19 protein-coding genes are annotated in these 20,849 nt (G+C 43.3%); 16 read left to right on the top strand and 3 right to left on the bottom strand.

The window, feature by feature from the left end:
• Positions 1 to 1,237: 1,237 nt before the first annotated feature.
• On the top strand, positions 1,238 to 2,380 hold the full coding sequence (locus ACJJID_RS08740; protein ID WP_444922381.1) for a serine hydrolase domain-containing protein: 1,143 nt from the start codon (positions 1,238 to 1,240) through the stop codon (positions 2,378 to 2,380).
• A gap of 303 nt (positions 2,381 to 2,683) precedes the next feature.
• On the opposite strand, the gene ACJJID_RS08735 is transcribed toward ACJJID_RS08740, so the two are convergent.
• Positions 2,684 to 3,511, bottom strand: coding sequence for a DUF2306 domain-containing protein (locus ACJJID_RS08735; protein WP_444922380.1), 828 nt, complete (start codon positions 3,509 to 3,511; stop codon positions 2,684 to 2,686).
• A gap of 190 nt (positions 3,512 to 3,701) precedes the next feature.
• Here ACJJID_RS08735 and ACJJID_RS08730 point away from each other — a divergent pair, with 190 nt between their 5' ends.
• The 12 genes from ACJJID_RS08730 (at position 3,702) to ACJJID_RS08675 (ending at position 16,291) form a co-directional block, all read left to right on the top strand.
• Positions 3,702 to 4,973 (top strand): sensor histidine kinase, encoded by a 1,272-nt coding sequence (locus tag ACJJID_RS08730; protein WP_444922379.1) that lies wholly within the window; start codon positions 3,702 to 3,704, stop codon positions 4,971 to 4,973.
• Complete coding sequence (locus ACJJID_RS08725) at positions 4,973 to 5,647, top strand: response regulator (RefSeq protein WP_444922378.1); 675 nt, start codon at positions 4,973 to 4,975, stop codon at positions 5,645 to 5,647. The genes ACJJID_RS08730 and ACJJID_RS08725 overlap by 1 nt, the downstream gene beginning before the upstream one ends.
• Positions 5,634 to 6,086: a hypothetical protein gene (locus ACJJID_RS08720; protein ID WP_444922377.1), complete on the top strand. Its 453-nt coding sequence runs from the start codon at positions 5,634 to 5,636 to the stop codon at positions 6,084 to 6,086. Before ACJJID_RS08725 ends, ACJJID_RS08720 begins: the two co-directional genes overlap by 14 nt.
• A gap of 753 nt (positions 6,087 to 6,839) precedes the next feature.
• On the top strand, positions 6,840 to 7,550 hold the full coding sequence (locus ACJJID_RS08715) for a DUF4386 domain-containing protein (protein WP_444922376.1): 711 nt from the start codon (positions 6,840 to 6,842) through the stop codon (positions 7,548 to 7,550).
• 137 nt (positions 7,551 to 7,687) lie between these two features.
• Positions 7,688 to 8,122, top strand: coding sequence for a hypothetical protein (locus tag ACJJID_RS08710; RefSeq protein ID WP_444922375.1), 435 nt, complete (start codon positions 7,688 to 7,690; stop codon positions 8,120 to 8,122).
• A 695-nt stretch (positions 8,123 to 8,817) separates the two neighbouring features.
• Positions 8,818 to 9,306, top strand: a complete 489-nt coding sequence (locus ACJJID_RS08705; protein WP_444922374.1) for a hypothetical protein — start codon at positions 8,818 to 8,820, stop codon at positions 9,304 to 9,306.
• A complete protein-coding gene (locus ACJJID_RS08700; RefSeq protein ID WP_444922373.1) occupies positions 9,303 to 9,593 on the top strand; it encodes a hypothetical protein in 291 nt (96 codons plus the stop codon). The genes ACJJID_RS08705 and ACJJID_RS08700 overlap by 4 nt, the downstream gene beginning before the upstream one ends.
• A 669-nt stretch (positions 9,594 to 10,262) precedes the next feature.
• Positions 10,263 to 10,769: a hypothetical protein gene (locus ACJJID_RS08695; RefSeq protein WP_444922372.1), complete on the top strand. Its 507-nt coding sequence runs from the start codon at positions 10,263 to 10,265 to the stop codon at positions 10,767 to 10,769.
• Positions 10,770 to 11,132: 363 nt separating this feature from the next.
• The gene (locus ACJJID_RS08690) at positions 11,133 to 11,594 is read left to right on the top strand and encodes a WapI family immunity protein (RefSeq protein ID WP_444922371.1); all 462 of its coding nucleotides are present in this window, start codon (positions 11,133 to 11,135) and stop codon (positions 11,592 to 11,594) included.
• A gap of 643 nt (positions 11,595 to 12,237) precedes the next feature.
• The gene (locus tag ACJJID_RS08685) at positions 12,238 to 13,911 is read left to right on the top strand and encodes a restriction endonuclease (protein WP_444922370.1); all 1,674 of its coding nucleotides are present in this window, start codon (positions 12,238 to 12,240) and stop codon (positions 13,909 to 13,911) included.
• A gap of 586 nt (positions 13,912 to 14,497) precedes the next feature.
• Positions 14,498 to 15,103: a hypothetical protein gene (locus ACJJID_RS08680; RefSeq protein WP_444922369.1), complete on the top strand. Its 606-nt coding sequence runs from the start codon at positions 14,498 to 14,500 to the stop codon at positions 15,101 to 15,103.
• Positions 15,104 to 16,012: 909 nt separating this feature from the next.
• Entirely contained in the window at positions 16,013 to 16,291 is a 279-nt protein-coding gene (locus ACJJID_RS08675) for a hypothetical protein (protein WP_444922368.1), read from the top strand.
• Between the two features lie 212 nt (positions 16,292 to 16,503).
• On the opposite strand, the gene ACJJID_RS08670 is transcribed toward ACJJID_RS08675, so the two are convergent.
• Entirely contained in the window at positions 16,504 to 16,626 is a 123-nt protein-coding gene (locus ACJJID_RS08670) for a carbon storage regulator (protein WP_444922621.1), read from the bottom strand.
• A gap of 607 nt (positions 16,627 to 17,233) precedes the next feature.
• On the opposite strand from ACJJID_RS08670, the gene ACJJID_RS08665 reads away from it, so the two are divergent.
• The 3 genes from ACJJID_RS08665 to ACJJID_RS08655 are packed head-to-tail and all read left to right on the top strand — an operon-like array spanning position 17,234 to position 20,123.
• Positions 17,234 to 18,145, top strand: coding sequence for an ABC-three component system protein (locus tag ACJJID_RS08665; RefSeq protein WP_444922367.1), 912 nt, complete (start codon positions 17,234 to 17,236; stop codon positions 18,143 to 18,145).
• Positions 18,133 to 18,387: an ABC-three component system middle component 6 gene (locus ACJJID_RS08660; RefSeq protein WP_444922366.1), complete on the top strand. Its 255-nt coding sequence runs from the start codon at positions 18,133 to 18,135 to the stop codon at positions 18,385 to 18,387. Before ACJJID_RS08665 ends, ACJJID_RS08660 begins: the two co-directional genes overlap by 13 nt.
• Entirely contained in the window at positions 18,387 to 20,123 is a 1,737-nt protein-coding gene (locus ACJJID_RS08655; RefSeq protein WP_444922365.1) for an ABC-three component system protein, read from the top strand. The genes ACJJID_RS08660 and ACJJID_RS08655 overlap by 1 nt, the downstream gene beginning before the upstream one ends.
• Positions 20,124 to 20,343: 220 nt before the next feature.
• Here the strand turns inward: ACJJID_RS08655 and csrA are convergent, their stop codons facing one another.
• Positions 20,344 to 20,514 (bottom strand): carbon storage regulator CsrA, encoded by a 171-nt coding sequence (csrA, locus tag ACJJID_RS08650; protein WP_444922364.1) that lies wholly within the window; start codon positions 20,512 to 20,514, stop codon positions 20,344 to 20,346.
• Positions 20,515 to 20,849 lie beyond the last annotated feature (335 nt).

Below are 20,849 nucleotides of genomic sequence, written 5' to 3'. Positions count from 1 at the left end.
GCTGTCTGGGGCAGCAACTAAGCCGGCGATTTATTAGTGTCCAGCTATCAGTAACTCCCTTCCTATATAAAGTATCCCTTATCTTAAAAAAATCTACACTACCACTAGTGTTCAAAGGCTGGAGGATGGCTATCTATCTCTTTACGAGAGGCGCATCTGGTTTGGCTTATTACATAGTTCGTTTGCCCTAAAAGTAATAGTTTTCTCCAGGTTTTAATGCAAAAGCCTAAGAAATAGTTAGGCTTTGTTTTCAAAGCCCTTTTAAATGCTATTGTTAGCAATTCGATATGGTTACAAGAGTATTTGAAGCGCAGGGCAAAGAACGAGATGAATATTATTGTTATGAGTGCCGGAGCCCTCGGAAGCTACTTTGACGGCCGCTTGGTGAGGGCAGGGCACAAAGTGCTCTTTATTACTCGAGGAACGTAGCTGAAAGCACTTAAAGAGCGCGGTTTAACGGTGCTGCCAATTGAAGAAGAGCCCTTTAATATCCAGGTTGATGTCGCGGAGACTGCTACTTCGATGGAGTGGGTGGATCTTATCCTATTCTGCGTTAAGACCACTACAGTAGTTAGTAATAGTACACAGCAAAGAGCTAGCCGATAGCTAACATTTTGTGATTTTTAAAGCGTTAGTTCGATAATCAAAGCTTGATGTACCTTACCGCCTAGCAAAGTATAACTTCTATAGAGGAGTCTTGATTGGATCTCCTTCCTTAGATAATCTGCTCTCAACGCCTTCCAATATCTGTTTTCATATCCTTTCAATGCGCACCTAGGCCTCTTCTTTGTTGATGGTGATGGGTTTGGGGGCGTGGCTGCCTAACTTTACTTGATATCCCTTAACTTCCGGCACTGCAACTGAGACATTGGTTTCAGTTTAAATTTTTTGCAGGCTTGATAGTTTAGGGCCAGCAAGTTTGCTTACTCTTGATACTTAAACAGTGGGGGGCATTCTGTGGTGAGGAAACTTGATGTAAAGCAACTTGTGGTGGTGGGGACAGCATAAGTGAAGGTGGATGCTTGTTTTCTAGAGTTAGGGCGCTCTCCAACCTGATGAATATACTTCACATTTATAGTAGTCACATCAGTTTGTTGGTCTGATTTCTTTTTTACCCCTTTTTAGTTGATCGCACTGATAGTTTATGCTTTTATTTAGTGGGAATTCAAAATTACACTATAGTGCCATTCTGTCAACCTCCACTACATAAGCTAGCTATACACTTTAAGATTTCACAATGAATATAAAAGTTTTACTTTCAATGGTGGTTTTGGCTCTTTATTCGATTAATAACTTTGCCTCTGAAGGAAGTCCCGTACAGACGGTAGGGGAAATTTTGGAAGACGCAGTTGACGAAAAAAGAAGACTTTCAGATTTGGTCGGCCTTGGTGCCATAGTTATTCAGGATGGTAAGGTCGTTGGGCTTTCCGTCAGTGGTGAGCGTAAGAAAGGCAGTGATTCGTTTGTTAGCCTAGATGACAAGTGGCATATCGGTTCTATTACGAAATCTTTCACTGCCACAATGATTGCTCGTCTGATTGAAAGAGGCGATTTAGACTGGGGTACTTCTATTGAAGATGTGTTTCCAGATGAAAGTAAAATTAACTTAGAGTGGAAAAGTGTAACTTTAAGAGATTTACTCACTCATACATCTGGAGTTGCACGCGATTTTTCACCCTTTATTTTTTTTAAAAATCCTGAAGCGGGTGCTGCTAGAATGAAAGCGAGAGAAACCGCTGTAAAAAATGTACTTGCCAAAAAGCCTGAAACGACACCTGGTCATACTTTTATGTATTCAAATATTGGATATACGATTGCTGGGGTAATGGCTGAAAAGAAGACAGGAATTCCGTGGGAAAATTTAATCATGCAAGAGGTTTTTGCTCCCTTGGGGATCAAGAGTGGGGGTTTTGGAGTGCCAAATGATTCAGAAGATAAGTTGGATCAGCCATGGGGGCATAAAAATATTCTTGGCTTTAAAATAAGCACGAAACAAGATAATTCACCAATTCTTGGGCCTGCTGGTACCATTCATATCTCTCTCTATGATTTAGCTTTATATGCCAGTGAACACCTTAAAGGGTTGAAAGGGCGAGGTACGATTCTGGAGAAAGAGTCCTTTCATCGTTTACATTCTCCCAACCTTAATAACTATGCCTATGGGTGGGTAATTGGTTCGCCTAAAGGCTTAGATATTGGTAATGTTCATTGGCATAACGGTTCAAATGGCACGTGGTATTCATTACTTGCAATTTTTCCAGACATTAATTCTTTGATAGTTATTACTTCCAATGATGGAAAATTTCAGTCCGCCCAGCGGGCTTCTTGGGAAATAATCAAGCGTTTGGCCGAGCCGTTGGCAGTTTCACATAACATGTGACAGTGGAGCTGGTTGGTAAAGTGGGGATGAGGCGCTGGATGAGAGATAGTGAAAGGCGAGCGCTAGGCTCGCCAGAGCGCGTCGCTGTAATCTAATACGTGTACTTCACCTTTAAAGTGTTCATATCTTTTTGTTAGTTGGCTCCTAGTAATTTTCTTACCCTATTTTTCAATCAAGTCTTTTGGCCTTTTGTACTCATATTTGGTGAGTATCCAGAATTACAGTGGCTGTAGAATTGCTCTAACCGTAGAACTCTACAGCCTAATCAGCGTAAGAACTTCACGTTAATCTGGCCAAGTAACCTCAGATCCGTGGCAGCCACATTCCCATCGTAGCGGCAAAAATACCAATGGCCATAAACACAGTCAGAGGTATCAGGGTACTGACAAAAGCAATTTGGGTACCCTGTCCGGCCGCACGCTTTTGACAGTGAAAATACCACTCCAGCATGGCCAGCGGGAGCAGGTATTGACCGAAGCCCAGGGCATATAGGAACGGCCCGGTAAAAGATTTCCATTCGATTCCCCAGCCGCCGGTAAGCATTGCCCAGCCCATCAGAGCCACACGAAAGAACCACACTGCACTGGCAGCCAAAAAAAGGCGCATGGCCCAGCGGCGGTGCTCAGCAATGCGCCTGGTCATCGCGGTGCGCACTGCCAAAAAGGCAAAAACCAGAATCAGTATGCCGTCCATGGTGATGCTGATTTGCGACACCAAATTACCTATAGTGTGCCGCGTCCAGGTCATGTACAGCCCCGCAAAACTGCTGATGACGGCCGCCAGTAGATAGCTGCGACCAAGCCAGCGATGGAAGTTGGGGGCATGTCGTCGCACGGAAGGGACCAGCTGCAGGGGCCCGCCGCCGATCACAATCACGGCCAATAGCACGTGACTCGCAGATGCTAGGTTGCCCAAGGTATCCCCCTCGCGGAAGCCAGCCGGCAGGTGCAGACCCTTTAAGCCATACAGTCCGGACTCTGCGATGGGTGGGTAGAATACGGCCAGAATATAGGCAAAGAAGATCGCATGGCCTATGGCCGCGACATAAAACCAGGTTTTTACTGACAGGTTAACGGCCCGCCGAGTGTCGAATGGTCGCGGCAGTGTTTGGCTGAGTACAGCGTCGTTCATGGGGCTTCTCCAGGCGATGATGGTCCGTGTTAGGTCTGAGTGTGCTTGCCGAGCATGTTCGACTTTTTCAGATCTACGCACATCGGCCACAGGCAGGAATCGGACCTCCCCCAAAAGGTGGAGATGTTCCTGCTTCCGCCTCCCCCGAAAGCCCCATGACAGCTGGGGGCGCCTGGTTTAGCATGCGGAAATGAAAACCTCGTCCCTAAATACACCTGCGTCGAATCCGCCCAACGCCAGCCCGGAATTACCCAAGATTCCTGTGTGGCAGCCATTTCGCGGGCCCTTTGAGCGCTGGCCGCATCTAACCGACCTGCTCATTGCTCTGCTTATGTTCTTGCTGACACTGCTGTTGTGGTCGCGCGGCGGTTCGCGTGAGGTGTTTACCCTGCAGAACCTGTGGGATGTCATTGCTTTCCAGTTTGCGTTCGTCGGCTCCTTCGCTCTGTTGTGGCGCCGCACCCACCCCTGGCAGGTACAGGCCGTTATTCTCGGCGCAACAATATTGCTGGAACTGGGTTTACCGGCGGATGGTATCGTCGCCATGGCAGTTTCGCTGTATAGCCTTGGCCGCTACGAGGCCAATACCCGAGCCAGCTTTATCGGAGTTATCGCGACGCTGGTTTTTGTGGCGTTTGATCAGGGTATTCCGGTTCAGCCAACTGCGGCAGGCACGGTAACGGTGATGCTGGTATGGGCGTTGTGGTATATCGGTCGCCGGCTGCGTTTTCGCGGCGAATATCTGCGCTTGTTGGAAGAGAGGGCTAAATATTTGGAGCGTGAACGCACTGCCGAATCCGAGCGCGCGGTAGCGGCCGAGCGCACTCGAATCGCCCGCGAGATGCATGATGTGGTGGCGCACCAAGTGAGCCTTATGACTGTACAGGCTGGTGCCGCCAGGGCCATCAGCCGCAATAACCCGCAAGCCGCCAGTGAGGCCATGGCCTCTGTGGAGGCTGCTGGCCGTCAGGCCATGACAGAAATGCGCCACTTGCTCGGCGTACTACGCCCCACCAGTGATGATACTGCACTCACCCCGCAACCGGATCTCAATGATTTGCCAGCTCTGATCGACAAGGTCCGGCAGGTATTCAGTGAGGTCGACTTCAAAACCGTGGGCGTGTTGGAGACTGTAGCGACTAGCACCGCGCTCGCCACCTATCGCATCGTTCAGGAATCCCTTACTAATGTCATTAAGCACGTTGGCGCCGCAGCGCGGGTGGAAGTGAATGTACGCGCAGAGCATGGCTCTCTTACGATTCGAGTGCGCGATGACGGCAAAACCACTGGCGACCGGCCCATGGTGGAAACAACTTTTGACGAGCAGCCCGGCGGTGGGCACGGCATAGCAGGCATGCGCGAGCGCGCGGAACTGCTCGGCGGCCATCTGTATGCGGGTGCGGTCGATGGTGGTGGTTTTGAGGTATATGCACAACTACCTACAGGAATGGTGAAAAGATAATGTTGCGAGTGATGGTGGTAGACGACCAGGCTTTGGTGCGACGCGGCTTTGCCCTGATCCTGGACAACGAGCCCGATATTGAAGTGGTCGCCGATGCTGGTACTGGCATCGAGGCAATTGAAGCCGCACGAGCGCATCAGCCGGATATCATCCTGATGGATATCCGCATGCCGGAGATGGACGGGCTGGAAGCCACAGCGCGTATCCTGGAAGCTAGTGATGCAACCTGCCGCATTATTATTTTGACCACGTTCGATCCCGATGAATACGTGTTTCGCGCGCTGAGGGCAGGAGCCAGTGGCTTTGTGCTCAAGGATATTCCCCCGGAGGCGCTGGTGCAGGCAGTGCGCACCGTAGCAGAGGGCGGTGCCATGCTTGCACCGGGCATCACTCAACGCCTGATCAGCCAGTTCGCACAGAAATTGGGGGCAGGGCGCAACTTGTCAGAACGCCTGGAGCGCCTCACTACTCGCGAGCGCGAAGTACTGGAGGCCATCGCCGCCGGCAAGAGTAATGCCGAGATTGCCGAGACCCTATTTATTGGCCCAGCCACCGTGAAAACCCACGTTTCCAGCTTGCTTTCCAAACTCGGGCTGCGCGATCGCGCACAGGCGGTCGTGTTCGCTTACGAATGTGGCCTGGCCACCGTGGGGGAACGGGATGTCGGATTCTAAATCAACACGCGCTTTGCAACGCAATGCACTGTATCGGCTTGCTGCCATCGGCGCAGTAATTCTGGGGCTGTTCCTCACCCTCGGAGCCCAGGGCCACTTTGTTGCAATCTGGCCAATGGTAATCAGCGACGAAATGGATTTATCCCACGGCTTGCTGCTGATGCTGCCCGGTGTGATGCTCGCTGGCACAGCGGCGTTAAACCTCCTGCTATGCAAACCACTCTGGCAAGAACGTGGCTACGCGCTCAACGTTACGCTTACGGGTAATCTGCTTACTATGAGCTACTTGTTCTACCTGATGATACGCGGCGTACCTAATCACCCTATTGGTGTTTTCCTTGCACTGGAGATGTCTTTTGTATTACTGCTCGTAGCAACAAGGGCGGGACTGGTCTGGCCTGCGGTAGCAGAAGCGCCGGTTGAGAAGGGCATGCAGTAATGTATGCGCTCGGGGACTGTACCAGCTACCCGATGTCTTAAACCTCTAGGTTGTTTTTTAACTTGCTAGTTTCTTTTTTCGAAGTCAGACAAATAGATTTCTCTATGTAGCTTTCAAGTCCTGACTAGGTCGTGTTTTTCGAAAAACAACTCCACTCGTCTAAATGATTTTGCTCACCATCAAGACTTCTAAAGTGAAATATCTGTACGCTAGTACTATCGAGATCTTTCTTTGAACATGTTTAGCAATTAAAGGGAACTTCTTGAAATTCAGCAACTTTTGGTGTGATCGGGCCGATGAGCTTTGGAATTAGGTAGAAGCGTGATATATAGATGCTGCTTATAAATTAACTATTAATACTTATAGTATTTGATAATTGGGAAGCAGCTCATGTTTCACTTACTTGATCAAGCTCAGTGGCTGTATGAAAAACGTACTGTGAATTGTCCTCACTGTGGAGCTGCACATGAGGAGCGCAGATTTGATTGCTATGTTTGCCATACTGACTTCAGCTGCGAAGACATTGAAAGAATGGACGAGCAACGAATAATGAATTTCAGGCGTTCAGCAATTTACGGTTTGATATTTTTTCCTATATTTATCACTTCTCTGATTTTATTTTTAATAAATTACTGAACTTTGTTTCAGTCGTTTAAATTCTACTTTCCACTGGATAGCCTGCACATGTTCTGGCTATTTTTTAGCAAAAAGTTGGGTATTTTAGTCGTATGTACACCTAAAGGATAATTGCAAATGGAAAATACACTGTCATCACTTAACTTATATGCTAAGCACTTAGGTGCTGCATACTTGATTTATATCATTTTAGGGATGCTCAACTCGCTTCTTTTTAAGAAGGGAATCTATGATTTTGGGGCTTTTGCTGAGACAGAGGTGAGGTTCAGGTTTGCTCAGACTATAGATATAGTCATGTTTATCGCCGTTATTTGGGCATCTTGGGCACAGTATTTGGTTACAAAAACAATAAACAAAAATATTGCCTTTTTAGCACTACTTTTCAGATTTGGAGAGGGGCTTCTCGGCTTTGTCGCAACAATTATCACATTGACAGTATTGGTGGTTTTAAGAAATCAAGAGTACTCAAATGTATTCCAAGAGGAGCAGCTGCATGCATTATCAAGTGTGTTTGTGAAAATGAGTGGTTCGATGTGGGATGTGCTTTTAATCATAATGGGTATAGGCGCGACTATTTTCATGTATTTATTTTATGTTTCAAAGTACGTGCCTAGGTGGTTGGTTCTTTGGGGTGCTTTCACATATATGTCGATGGTGGTTTATGGGTTTTCAAATATTTTGTTAATCGACCCGCCCCAAGTTTTGAAACACTTCATGCTTCCAGGCGCTTTTTTTGAAATCACATTTGGCCTGTGGTTATTAATCAAAGGGGTTAATATCAAACCTAATTCAATCGATGTTCCAGGGTTATACAAAGGTAATGCCTAAGAAGGCATTACTGCAAGACCGCCAAAGCTGTGGAGCTTTGGCGGTCGCTGCGATTATAATGCAAAATTTACACAGCTCGGCGGCGGCTGAATGCGGTGTTATGTCCATTGCGATTCAGGAATAAAAAGGAATTATTCATGAACAAACTGTGTACCTTTACTCTTTTTCTAATTCTCGGCATTTCTGTTAGTGCTGGGGCGAAAACTGCTTCTTCAATTAATCTTGAAAATTTAGTTAAGGCCGTAAATGAAGCACAAAATAAAGCAATGCTTGCGACTGCATCTATCAATGATTTAGACAAATTGTTTGATATGTGTACGGATAATTTCGTCTATGTGCATGAAGTTTATGGTGGAACCTACACAAGAAAAGAGCTCTACGGCAATGCCGCTAAATATATTACTACCAAACACTACAAGCTTACTGAAGGTAGATATAAAGTGTTGAGGATTTTACCTGGATTTGGTGCCGCAGCTGTAGAGAGACTTGAGGTTGCTAGCGGGAATATTCATCTATCAGTTTTTGAATTTGAAGGTAATAAGGTTTCTAAGATCATTGAGTATTGGGGATGATGGTGAACCTGTTGTTATCCTCAATGTAACGAGTCGTTCAAGGGGAGGAATAATACTACTCACCGTTTGTACTGATCGCTACGCTCCCATTTTCATACAAAAGGTGAATAGTATTGTCCACCCCCTGATTTCGGATTTAGTGCGAGAGAAGGAATTTTATGTGTCGTCCTGCCTATGAAGACTTAATTTCTGTATAGAATTCGGATGCGGTCTACTTCCTTTAAAAATTTTTCCATAAGTCCTCCATTGTCTACTTTTTGCTCTATTTCAATACACACATAGTTCTCTACATGATGGACAGGGAGGGATTTAGGGGTGTGAATGCATATCTTTACCTGATTGCTTGTCTCTTTCGGCACTATGGGGGGATACATTCGTACCAATTCTTAAGTTTTCGCTGGTTCGGTACTATAGGGTTAACATGTTTGTTTCCTATTGATACTCAAGCTATGGGTGGGCATTCCTTAGTGGTGAAGATTGGTAAGTGATGTCTGTATAAGAATGGAGAGCGCGGCAACGGTGGGGACAGAATAGGAATATACAGCGCTAGATTCCTATAAGTAGCAGCCCCCATGGTGTTTTGTTTGACTCTCCTCTTCAGCCAGTACCTCTAGCGGTTTATACTTCTAACTTAGTGGGCGTACAGGGTTACACCTACTAGTGATGTTAAATTCAAAGGAGTGTTCAAGTAGATAATGGAACAATTTAAGATACTCACGGATTTGAGAGACTATATTAAGAAGCTCGCGGAGAATGAAGGAACAGTTTTTGGACGCCCTATACCTGAAGGTGCGAGCCCTGTATTTTATCGGCAGCAAGATGTTCCAAAGGGAAGAGAGCTAATACAAGGTATACAAGTTTGTGATTATTGCTTTAGTCCATGTAAGGCATGGGTGATTCCTCATAATCAGATGGGGCTCAGTTTTTCAGCGAACTGGCAGCACCTAAAGTCAATATATAAGCTGAAAGCATCTAAAAACCCTGGGAAAAATGTCGACGTATTTTGGGTTTTGGAGAAGTCAGATTTGCCGCCTGATCTGAAATTTGTGCAAGATCAGAAAGATAATAGACACTACTTTCTAACCATTACAAGGAGAATGACGGTTTCTCAACTAGTCCAAAAGCTCCAGATGGTTGCTGATCGTATGAGTGTAATAAGAGATGGTACGAAGGTGATAGGATGATTAATTATAAGTTGCCCGAGGAGAAAGAGTTTCTTTTGCATTATGCAGAGTTACTCAATGATAAAAAAAGCCTTGAGATTATCAATTCGGGATCTTTGGCTAATAAAGAAGAGGCCATTCACTTCGCTGAGTTTTTCTGGAGAACTGTTTGCGAGTCTAACAAGCAAGATGAAAAACAAGGTGAGAGCAGTGAATATATCCTTGAGAAAATCATCATTACGTTGATGGCCTATTTTCGTTCAGCCGGTTATGAAGATGAATGGGAAGAGGTAACTGATAAAAATTAGTGTAAAAAGATTGCAGCAATGCTAACTATGTCTTGAACTCAGCTGATCCTCCTAATTAGTGTTGATTTTTCAGTTATAGAGGGTGGGGGCTGCTTTCTGATACATATGAAGGTAACTATAGAGCTGCGACATTGGCTATCTTTGAGATAGTGTGCCCTCAGAGATATCACTATGATGATAAAGGGTAGGAGGTTTGGGTGGGGCCTCTCCATTGTGAATTTACTCCCACTGCCTTTCAGTGCCTACGATTTGTTCTCTTTTGATGCGCACATAGACCTCCCTTCGATGGGCAGGGGGGGCTGCGACGTGGAAGCCTATCTTTAGTTGGTTGCCATTCACATTCCATAACTATGGTTGAGGCATTCGTCCCAACTATTTTGTTTTCGTTGGTTCAGCGCTTGTAGGGGCAACATGGTTTTTTCTGCTGAGGAAGAGTGGGTTGGATCGCGATGGCGGTACGGGCAGAATAGGGGGGAGTAGATTGATATTAGATCCCAATAGATTGGTGAGTTTTTGTTGTATTCATATAAATTTGATTATATGATTCCTAACATTTCAATTAATTTCCACTTCAGCGATAGGTCTAGGCGGTTTATACTTTTATTTGATGGGTGTCCAGGGCACACCTATGTAAAGTAAATTCACCATTGCATAGCTTCGGAGAGTTAGTTGGATACATTGTCTATTACGGAAATATGGCGCTGGCTTAAGTGGCTACCAAAGTACGTGCTGAGAAAAATATTCACACCTAAAAGATTATCTGATTTAGTGTTGTTTGATGTGCGTGCTAGGCATGATTCTGTTTCGGTGAATCTATGTGAGCATCCAACCTGTGATATTTGGTTTCAAATTGTCAATATGACACCTTATGAGATTGAACTAGAGGCAGCTGAATTTATTTTTATTTGTGCAGGCGTTGAAATTAAAATTCAGCATGTGAAGAGAGAAGTTTATAAGTCTGGGGCGGTTGCTAGCCTTCATGTAAGAGAAGATCTCCCTGAAGGTAAGGCAAATAGTATTGCCAAATATCTAAGAGATAATAATTCATCTATCGATGTCCATTGTGACTTTAGCTGCTCGCTCCACAGGTTCAGTAAAGCTACCCACCGCCTTGAGGGTGTTAGTGTTAAATGCAGTAATGAGTCAATGAGGCGCACGGAAGTTCCCATTATTTAGCAAATTTCCACAAAATAAGCCGCTCTTGAATATGGCTTTATTCACATCAAGCTTAACCACAACCCTAGAGGAGGATATCCACATGGCTGTAAAACATACACCAACGGGAGAAGTTCATAAGGGCAGTAAAGGCGGTACAACTGGCTGCGGTTTCGACACGCGGCAAAACCCAGGCCATTGGGTCACAAGCTCACAAAGAATTACTTGTGACAAAAACGGATGTAAAAACTAAGTAAAAGAGATGCTTCTCACCAGCTTTTGCATCCAAAAGGGGCTGGTAGGGAAGCAATTCATAACAAAGTAGAATAGTTTGTTAGTCATTTTAGCTAGTCACAGCGTTTACCTCACGCATTCGAAAGAAATATGTTTAAGTTAAGCAATGTAGAAAATAGAGTAGATCTAGAACTATCTATCGAAGGCTATCAATTTCCGAATAGTCCGACAGATGATTGGTGCTTTGTTAGGATACTTGTCAAACAGGATGACGATACCTATGAAGTTATAGACCCCGCCCTCGAAGCTACGGAATTATATTGCATCTTAAAGTGGTTTAGATGTCTTTCTGAAAGAAAATTACCTAGATATGCTCAACTCACCTTTACGGAACCTTGTTTGGAATTTAAGTTTCTTGCATGTACAGATAGTTCAGTAAGAATATCAATTTGTCTCAGCCATGAGCTTAAACCTAGTTTTGACCTTAAGCAATTTGGCCTGTCAGCATCGGATTGGAGTGTGGTGTTTGAACTAGGGGATAGTGAATTTAATAGAATTATTTCTGATATCGAAAAAACACTTCTACGGTACCCTATTAGGGGTCAAAGCTAACCAGTCTTTAAAGGCTTTGATTAAGGTATCTGTTCTAAATGCCTTCTATTACCTATGCTCTGTTCATATTTTGCACACTCATTAATCTTTTCACGATCAATGGGCAGGGTTGTAGGGTATGGAAGCCTATCTTTACTTGTTTTTTTTCCATTCCAGCACGGTGACTGAGATCCGCCCCAATTTTTAGGTTTTCCTCGGTTCGACGCTTATGGATCGACATATTTATTTCCTACTGATGCTCAAACTGTAGGTAAGAGTTCCTTGGCGGTATGCTTGATAGGTGTCTCTTTGGGATGGAGTAGGCGTGTGAAGATAAGCAAGGAACAGGGAGTAGATTCCTATCCTGATCGCTCAAAAGATGTAAGTTAAGATGGCCTTGTCAGTTATGTCTAACTTCGTGTATCAGAATTAAAGGGTAGTTTCCTCCATTTTTTGGAGAGAACCAATAACTTTTTGACTCATAGGTGCTCCCTCATAAGGTAGAGAGTAAAGAATATACAGAATTATAGAGATCCCGCACTGTATCCTTGTGTGTAACCAGGCTAGCGAACTTTGGAGTTATAGAGAAAAGCGTGATATATAGGTGCTGATTCTGAATTAACTATTAGATTTTGGGTTTGTTCTACACCAGGGAATATTTTTTATGTCGAATAGAGAATTTTATGAGATTGAGGTTGTTCATAATGGCCTTGGTAAATACCGCCATATACGGGGAACAGACAGATATGTCGTAGAGCAAAAAGCTGCTGCACAGAAGGCGACATGGGATGAGATGTGGCGTAAGAAGAAAAAAGCTGAGCAAAAGCGAAAAGAAAAGGAAGATGCGATTCGTTCAAAAGAACAAAAGATTGCGCTTGCCCAGGAAAAAACTGATGAAGCGGTTGAGTCTTTAGAGCGTCTAGAAAAGACATTGCTTCATACCCTTACTATCGACGATTCAATTGATTGGGATTCTCTTCTGGACAAGGCGCCATATCCTGAAAGAAAGCCAAAGAAGCCTAGCATCAGAAGTCTCCCTGTTCGACCAATCAGGGATATGGCTAAATATAATCCGAAAATGACCCTGTTAGAAAAAATTATTCCACTATTGAAAGATAAGTATCTTAAAAGGAATGACGAGGTTTATGGAAGCGATTACAGTAACTGGGAGGCGGAGGTCGAAAAAGTCAACTTCATTAATACAAAGTGTTCAGATAAGTACTCTTCAGACCTAAAGGCATGGGAAGAGAAGAAAGTAGCGTACGAAATAGAGCAACAAAGCCGCAATCAAGAGATAAAAAAGCAAAAGGGGCTCTATTTTTCATCGAATTCTGATGCGTTAATCGATTACTGTGAGATGGTTTTATCTAACTCAGAGTATCCTGAGTATTTTCCAAGAGAATGGTCCCTTGACTATATAGACCCCTCTAGAATGTTGATAGTAGATTATAGCCTCCCTGATATAGGGCTATTACCAACAGTTAAGTCTGTAAAGTATGTATCTTCGAGAGATGAATTCACTGAGTCGCATATTTCTCAATCAGCTCTGAATAAACTCTACGATTCTCTTTTATATCAAGTGGCTCTTCGAACTATTCATGAGCTTTATGAAGCTGATCAAATAAAATCGATTGATTCAATTGTCTTCAATGGATGGGTTAACTCTATTGATAAGGCGACGGGGAAGGAGGTTAATGCCTGCATACTTTCTCTACAGGCTAGTAAAGATGAATTCTTGGCTATTAATCTTGAGCGCGTTGATTCAAAGGCGTGTTTTAAGCAGCTAAAGGGAGTGGGTAGTTCAAAACTTCACGGTCTATCCCCTATCGCCCCAATCGTTACTATTGATACTAATGATAAGCGTTTCACCTCGTCTTACGAGGTCGCTGATAGTCTAGATGATGGTGATAATCTCGCTGCGATGGATTGGCAAGACTTTGAGAATCTTATCAGGGAGATATTCGAAAAGGAGTTTGCGTCTGGAGGTGGAGAAGTGAAAATCACCCAAGCTAGTAGAGATGGCGGGGTCGATGCAGTTGCTTTTGACCCAGACCCAATTCGTGGAGGCAAAATCGTTATTCAGGCAAAAAGATATACCAACTCCGTTGGTGTATCCGCTGTAAGAGATTTGTATGGTACGACTGTAAATGAGGGAGCAACTAAGGGAATATTGGTCACAACGGCAGACTTTGGCCCCGATGCTTATGAATTTGTTAAAGGGAAGCCGCTAACTCTTTTGAATGGTTCAAACCTTCTCCACCTACTGCAAAAGCACGGGCACAAGGCTCGGATAGATTTACAGGAGGCTAAATTGGCGTTGAGCGAAGTAAAAAGCTAACTGAAGTTATATGTGCGTGCCACTGCGTTGTGACATTTGAATATGACCTTGGTGTTATATAATTACCGTATCTTTGCTCTCAAATAACGTTTAATTCTCATAGAGGAGGCCTGGTTAGGGTCTCCTTTATGAGGGAATTGCTATCAACTACTCGCTTGTGTCTAATTTTTGTTCATTTTCGGTGTGCTCATAGATCTCTTCGTGGTAAAAGGGCAGGGGCTTGGGGGTGATGTCTATCTTTAGTTTAATCCATTTCACTCAGTACAGTGAATGAGGCATTCGTATCTATTTTAAGGCCTTCGCCGGTTTATTACTTTATGGTCAACCTGCTTGCTTCAGGCTGATATCTAAGCCGTGGGAGGGCATCTCTTATTGGTGAGTTTGATAAGAGGTGTTTGCGGGCGGGGAACAGCCGTAATGGTGTAGAACAGGGAAGGGGGAGTAGTCTTCCTGAGTTGGTATTTCACTATAACCGATTGAACTTAAATCACTTTTATAGGCCAAATGCCAATGTTCTCATTTGGATTCCCTGCTCGTACTCTGTTTGGTGGGTGTCCAGAATTGTAATCAGTTTAATAGGGATAATATGCCAAAGGAAATGTATATATTTTTAGGAGCTATTGTAGGTGCTCTAGCTGCATATATAACTGCTAGGGTAACAGGTAAAAAGCAGTTAGAAATTGCCCGTTTAAATGCAAAAAAAGAGCTTAAGCTACAAGAAGATCGGCTCTTTGATGAGCGTCTAAAATCTGAAGTCTCTTTAGAAAGACGTAAACTTGAAATCCTTCACGTGATACTTTCCAAAATAGCATTGGAGAACTCACAGACTATGAGTTTTATTCAATCTGATTCTAATATGGAGTTGCGGGAGTTTAGGGAGAGGTATCTTGAAAATTGCTCTAGACTCCATGAAGCAAAAGCGATAGTAGATATTTACTATTCAGAAATGAGCGAATCTATTAGTAGCATATATGGACAGTCAAATATTTTTTGGGGCTATCAAGAGGGAGTTTTGAGAACAGAAATAGAAAAAGATAGAGAAGGGTATGAATCTAATCTCGGTAACGTGCTGAAAGCAGGTGATGAAATTGCGGGTGATGTGAAACAATTACAATATAAAATCAGTTACCGTAGTGCGGAGCTTATTAGAGCATTGCATATGACAAGCCAAGCGAGCATAGGGTCAGTTTGAAGGAAAATAAATCGGGTTTGGATACATTAGTTAGATGATCAGTTACTGCCAATACCGGAGGCTCGTAGAGGGAAGGGGCAAGATAGGGCTAAAGAAATGCTTAATGCTATAAGTGATACATGTTTTTCTCTAGTTTCTTATTGTAAGGTCGAAATTAATGATGAGATTGAAAAAGAAGAACGCAAATCAAAATCGTAGAAAAATGGAATCTTATTCCAAGTTTTGACTCAAATATTCTAAATAGATTTAAACTTAAAGTTAGATTTTTGCAGGGTGGAGAGGCTTGGAGCGCTGGAAAATATTTAGTGCAGAAATAGGCTTTGAAAATATCAGAAGAGATACAAGCTTTATTTTACTACCTAGACAGAATAAAAGGAATACGCAAAGTCATTCAGCATCCAATTTCCCTTTGCTTTATAGGTGATTGTACGACGTCAATATTTTATATCATGCCAGATAAAGGGTGGAAGTGTAGATAAGTCTCCTCCTCATAAGAATCTGCGCGCAGCGCTTTCCATCACCTATTTTTAGTACGTGTATAAACTCATTCGCGGTGGAACGGAGGCATGGATAGCTATCTTTACTCGATTGCCTTTCACTACTGTGTTTGTGGCGTTCGTTCCGACTTATAGTTTTTTCAAGTTCGGTGCTTTAGGTGCAACTTGTTTGTTTCCCACTGATACTCAAGTTGTGGGTGAGCATTATATGTTTGGGAGCCTTGCTAGGTGAAATAAGTATTACTAAGCCAGCGAGATGTCAGGACCAGCCTTCATAGTATGGAAATTAAACATCTCGTAAAGCCGGCTGATAAGCTACTGTCAGCTTAAGAATTCTATTTTATTTGGTGGATGACCTTCATCCCAAAGTGTAATATTTACATTTACTTTTAGAATAGGATGCCAAGCAAGCATGAAAAAAATAATTTCATTTGCGCTAATGATCGTACTGGCCGGATGTGCTGGAACCAAATTTGAATTCCAGAAAGCGAGGCAGGTTAAGGTTGGTATGACGGAGGCTCAGTTGACTGAGATGATGGGTTCCCCTTACTCGGTTACTGTACGAGGTGAGGACCAAATTTGGGTGTGGGTTGAAGTAAATCCAATTACCATGGCGAGCAAGTCTGTTTCTTTTATTCTTCACGATGGTAAGGTACGGGAAGTTCCAAAAATTCCTGAATCATTTCAGTAAGTTGTGAAGTGCATCCAGTAGCTATAAAAGTTAGTTCTGATCATGGTTGCAAGCGCATTGATGACCGCTTTAGAGTCTGCTCGCCATAATAAGTAGACGGCTCTCTCGGGGGCTTCGATCATCTACGAGCGTTAATTTATAAGAAAGTATAGAAAATAAATAGCTAAATAACAGAGGCTTGGTGTTATCCCCCTTCCTTGGAGAACCTTCCCTCAACGCCTTCTATTGCTTACTTTTCCTTCTCTCTCGATGCGGACATAGATCTCTCCTCGATGGATGGGGAGGGATTTGGGGGCATGGATGCCTATCTTTACTTGAGTACCTTTCACTTTCAGTGATGTGATTTAGATATTTGTCCCAATTCTTAGGCTTATTCCGGTTAAGTCCTTTATGGTCAACGTGCTTCCTTCGTGCACATTTTCAAGCCGTGGGTGGGTATTCCTTGGTGGGGGAGTTTGAAAAGTGATGCTTCGCGGGTGTTAAACGGCAGCATTGCTACTGAATAGGGATGGGTGGGTGACCAGAATTCTTTTCTACTTGGCGGATGTCCAGAATCATAGGAAAGACAAATATGGTTTTCTGGAGCATGGGGAATTGCTCAGCTTCTTGAATATGCCTCGCTTTCATCGTGTTCATATAAATTTGGTTGGCCTCTCGTATTTTGTTTATCTATCACTCTTTAGTGAACTGTATTGGCGGTTTATACTATATGTGGTGGGGTCTACGTAGCCATTTTGAGAAAGAGCTTCAATATGAAAACTTGAGAGGAATAACCTCACAAATTGCTATATCTAACCACCTAAATCTGCTCCTTTGTGCTGTAGGCTACGCTAACGCATGATGGCCAGCTTGGTGACGGTTTGACAAAACGTATTTTGGCAGGGAGTTTAGCAATATCCCATTTAGGCCTTTAAGGTAAATCGAGTGGGGAGCAGTTCAATCATGGATCAGATGAAAAGGGCTTGGTATGGTATGTGTGCCGATGTTGCTCTTTCCAAAAAAAAGGAGCAAGAGTATGAGGACTTCTTCTGCTCTGTGATGGAATCACTTCACTCAGATAACTTTCAATTGGTGAAAGCTGCGGGGCGTGATGGTGATGGAAAGGCAGATGGATACTTGGTACCAGATCAGTGTATTTTTCAGTCATACGCACCCAGTTCAGGATTCCGAAAACAGTCACTCATGAGTAAGATCAGGGGTGACTTTCTTGGGGCTCTCGATAGTTGGAATGATAAAATTAGTAAATGGGTGTTTGTTCACAATGAGCCGGAGGGGCTTCCAAAGTATGCCCTTGAGCTTATTGAAGAGCTTAAAAGTAAATATAAAAATGTAGACATTAATATTTGGGGGCCAGGTATACTAAAAGAAAAAGTTATGTCACTACCTTTGGGCAAACTGGTAGATATGTTTGGGCTTGCTCCATCTCAGGAGGACATGACATCATTAACTTACGAGCCAATCAAAACATTACTGCGGGCCATGGGTAAAGATGGACGTAGTAAAACCCCTGATATTACCCCCGTATCAGTAGAAAAGTTGCAATATAACAAATTGTCCCCTGACGTAGATGCTCTTCTTACCGCCGGTAGGCGTAAGGAGAATTTAGTAGAGGACTTACTCTTACGCTGGCCAGATCCCGAATATGGTGAAGAGTTAGCCAAATCTTTCCGGACCAAGTATCAGTCTTTGCGCAGCAATGGAGCAAGTCCGGATGACTCTTTTGTAGAGCTAAAGTCTTTTGCTGGCGGTGACACCGGAGAGGTTACAGCACAGGTTTCATCCCTAGCTGTATTAAGTTATTTTTTCGAGCGCTGCGACATTTACGAAAACCCTCCAAAGGGATGGAGGGCATGATTCTTCCCACTAAGCACTTATCCCCTGATAGGGCAATTATCACTATAGCCTCTGAGGTGTTCGAGCTGATCAATAATCGCTCAACCGTTAGTTCTGTTTGGAATGAATTTCAAGAAAAGCAAAGGGGCTGCATGAGGCAAGGTGAAATACCCTATGATTGGTTTGTATTGTCTCTGGATTTTCTCTATTTAATTGGTTCTATAGAGGAAGATAGCGGAAGATTGTCTAGAGTGACTAAATAATGCTCAAGAAAATTTATAGTGACCATCCGAGTTTCAGGCCTGTTAAGTTTCATTCTGGGCTCAATCTTGTACTTGCAGAGAAAGATAGCAAGTCTACCGACGGACAAACCCGAAACGGAGCTGGAAAAAGTAGCTTAGTTGAGTTAATAAGCTCACTTTATGGTGGAGAGTTAAGGGCCGGTGGGCTATTTAAAACTAAGGAATTACGAGCATACCGTTTTGGAATGGAGCTAATATTGGATGATAAGCCATTTACTATTGAGCGGTCTGGTGAGCATTCAACCAAAATTTACGTAAAAAAAATGCCCGATGGTCTTCTCGATCTATCAGAGTTTAATGGCGAACATTTCTGCACCAATGAAAACTGGTTAAAGTTATTGGGGAGGAGTTATTTTGGTCTATCTGAATCAGTCACTCAGATAAAGAATGGTCCAACCTTTCGATCACTTTTTTCATATTTTATACGCCCTAGGAAGGGCTTTGATTCACCTGATAAATGGTTTCCTCAGCAATCGACTTGTTCAGTGCAAGTTGCTTTAACTTATCTTCTTAAACTTAATTGGAAAATTGCTAAAGAGTTTGAAGGTATCCGTCAAAAAGACAAATTGATTAAAGCCCTTAAGGACGCCTCAAATGAAGGTGCTCTTGGCGATATTATGGGTTCAGCCTCTGATCTGAGAACTGAGATTCTTCTTAAAAAGGCGCGCGTTCAAAAACTAAAAATGGATTTGTCTGGATTTAAAGTTCTCCCAGAATATCAGGAAAAAGAAAAGCGGGCATCTCAAATTACTAAACAGCTTTCTGAATTGTCGGCGGATGATACAGTTGATAAAGAATGGCTCTCCCAGTTAGAGCGCGCTATTGAAGACGAGAAAAATGTTGATACTAATCGAGTAAACAAACTTTTTAATGAAGCGGCTATTGATTTACCTGATATGGTTCGTCGCCGCTTTGAAGAAGTTTCAGCATTTCACGAATCGATTGTAAGAAACCGTCGAGAACATCTTCAGGAGGAAATGAACGACCTTATTGCTAGGATCAATATTCGTTATACAAAAAAAGAGGCTCTAGATAATGAGCGTTCAAACATATTATCGCTACTGCAGAGTCATGGTGCACTAGAGCAGCATATGAAGTTTCAGAGTGAGCTCGCTAACTTAGAAGCTGAGCTCGCACAGCTCAACAAAAAATTAGAAGCTACAGAAAACTTGGATCAGAAAAAATCTGAGCTTAAGATTGATCGCCATAAGCTTCAGCAAAAGATGCGTATTGATCACTCGGAGCAAGGTAAAGCTATAAGTGATGCAATTATTGCTTTTGCTGATATTTCAGGTCAGCTCTATGTTGAGTCAGGAAAATTTATTATTGATCCAACTGATAACGGCCCAAAATTTGACTTCGATATTCCCGGTAAGAGAAGTACGGGTAAGTCTAAGATGCAGATATTCTGCTTTGATATGATGCTTATGAAGCTTTGGGCGAATGAGAAAAAACGTCCTAAAATACTCGTTCATGACAGTATTATATTTGATGGGGTAGATGAGCGCCAAAGAGCTAAGGCCTTAAAGCTTGGTGCAGAAATGGCAGAGAAATATAATTTTCAATACATTGTTACTATGAATTCTGATGACATGCCAGACATGTCAGGCTATCAAGATTTTAAACTATCGAACTATCGTGTTGATTTAGATATCACAGATACTCCTACCGGTGGCCTATTTGGTTTTCGCTTTTAAAGTCCATTATAGTTTTTCAGATAACTGAAATGTTCGCTTTTCGTATGTTACCTAGAACAAATTAAGCACATGGGAGAGCTTAACCAGCAATGAGATCTTAAGATGTTGATGCAATACTGAAAGTATACTCATTTTGTTACCGATAAGGTTTAGGCTAGAAAATTGGAGGCTGGAGTAGGCCTCCTTCCTTGGAGAATCTACCCTCAACGCCATCCAATACCTACTTTCTTTTTCTTTTGATGCGCACATATATCTCCTCTCGATGAACAGGAAGGGATTTGGGGGCACGGATGCCTATCTTTACTTGATTTCCTTTCACTTCCAACACTGTGATCGAGACATTCGTTCCAATTCTTAGGTTCTCGCCGGTTCTGCGCTTTAGGATCAACATATTTGTTTCCTAGTGATACTCAAGCTGTGGGTGGGCATTCCTTGATGGGGAAGCTTGGTAAGTGATGCTTGTTAGAAGAGTGGGGTGGGGCGCGGGGGCGGTGGGCGCAGAATAGGAAAAGGCGGGCGCTAGGTTCCCAGAGCTTGTGGAATCGCTCCAAGCTGCTGATTGTACTCCACTTTATTGAAGACGAGCGTGTTTCTAGCGTACTATGCATATAGCCATTTTGATAGTTCAGTTATCAATCTGGTTAGCTGGCCCCTGGTGTTGCAGCACCTTGGGTCAGCGCCTTTTCCCTATTCTTACTTCACGTTATTGTTCTCCTATTGAAAGGG

The sequence above is a fragment of the Microbulbifer sp. CnH-101-G genome (assembly GCF_052466775.1).
The sequence above is the reverse complement of the archived record's forward strand: the minus strand, read 5'-3'. Positions and strand labels throughout refer to the sequence as shown.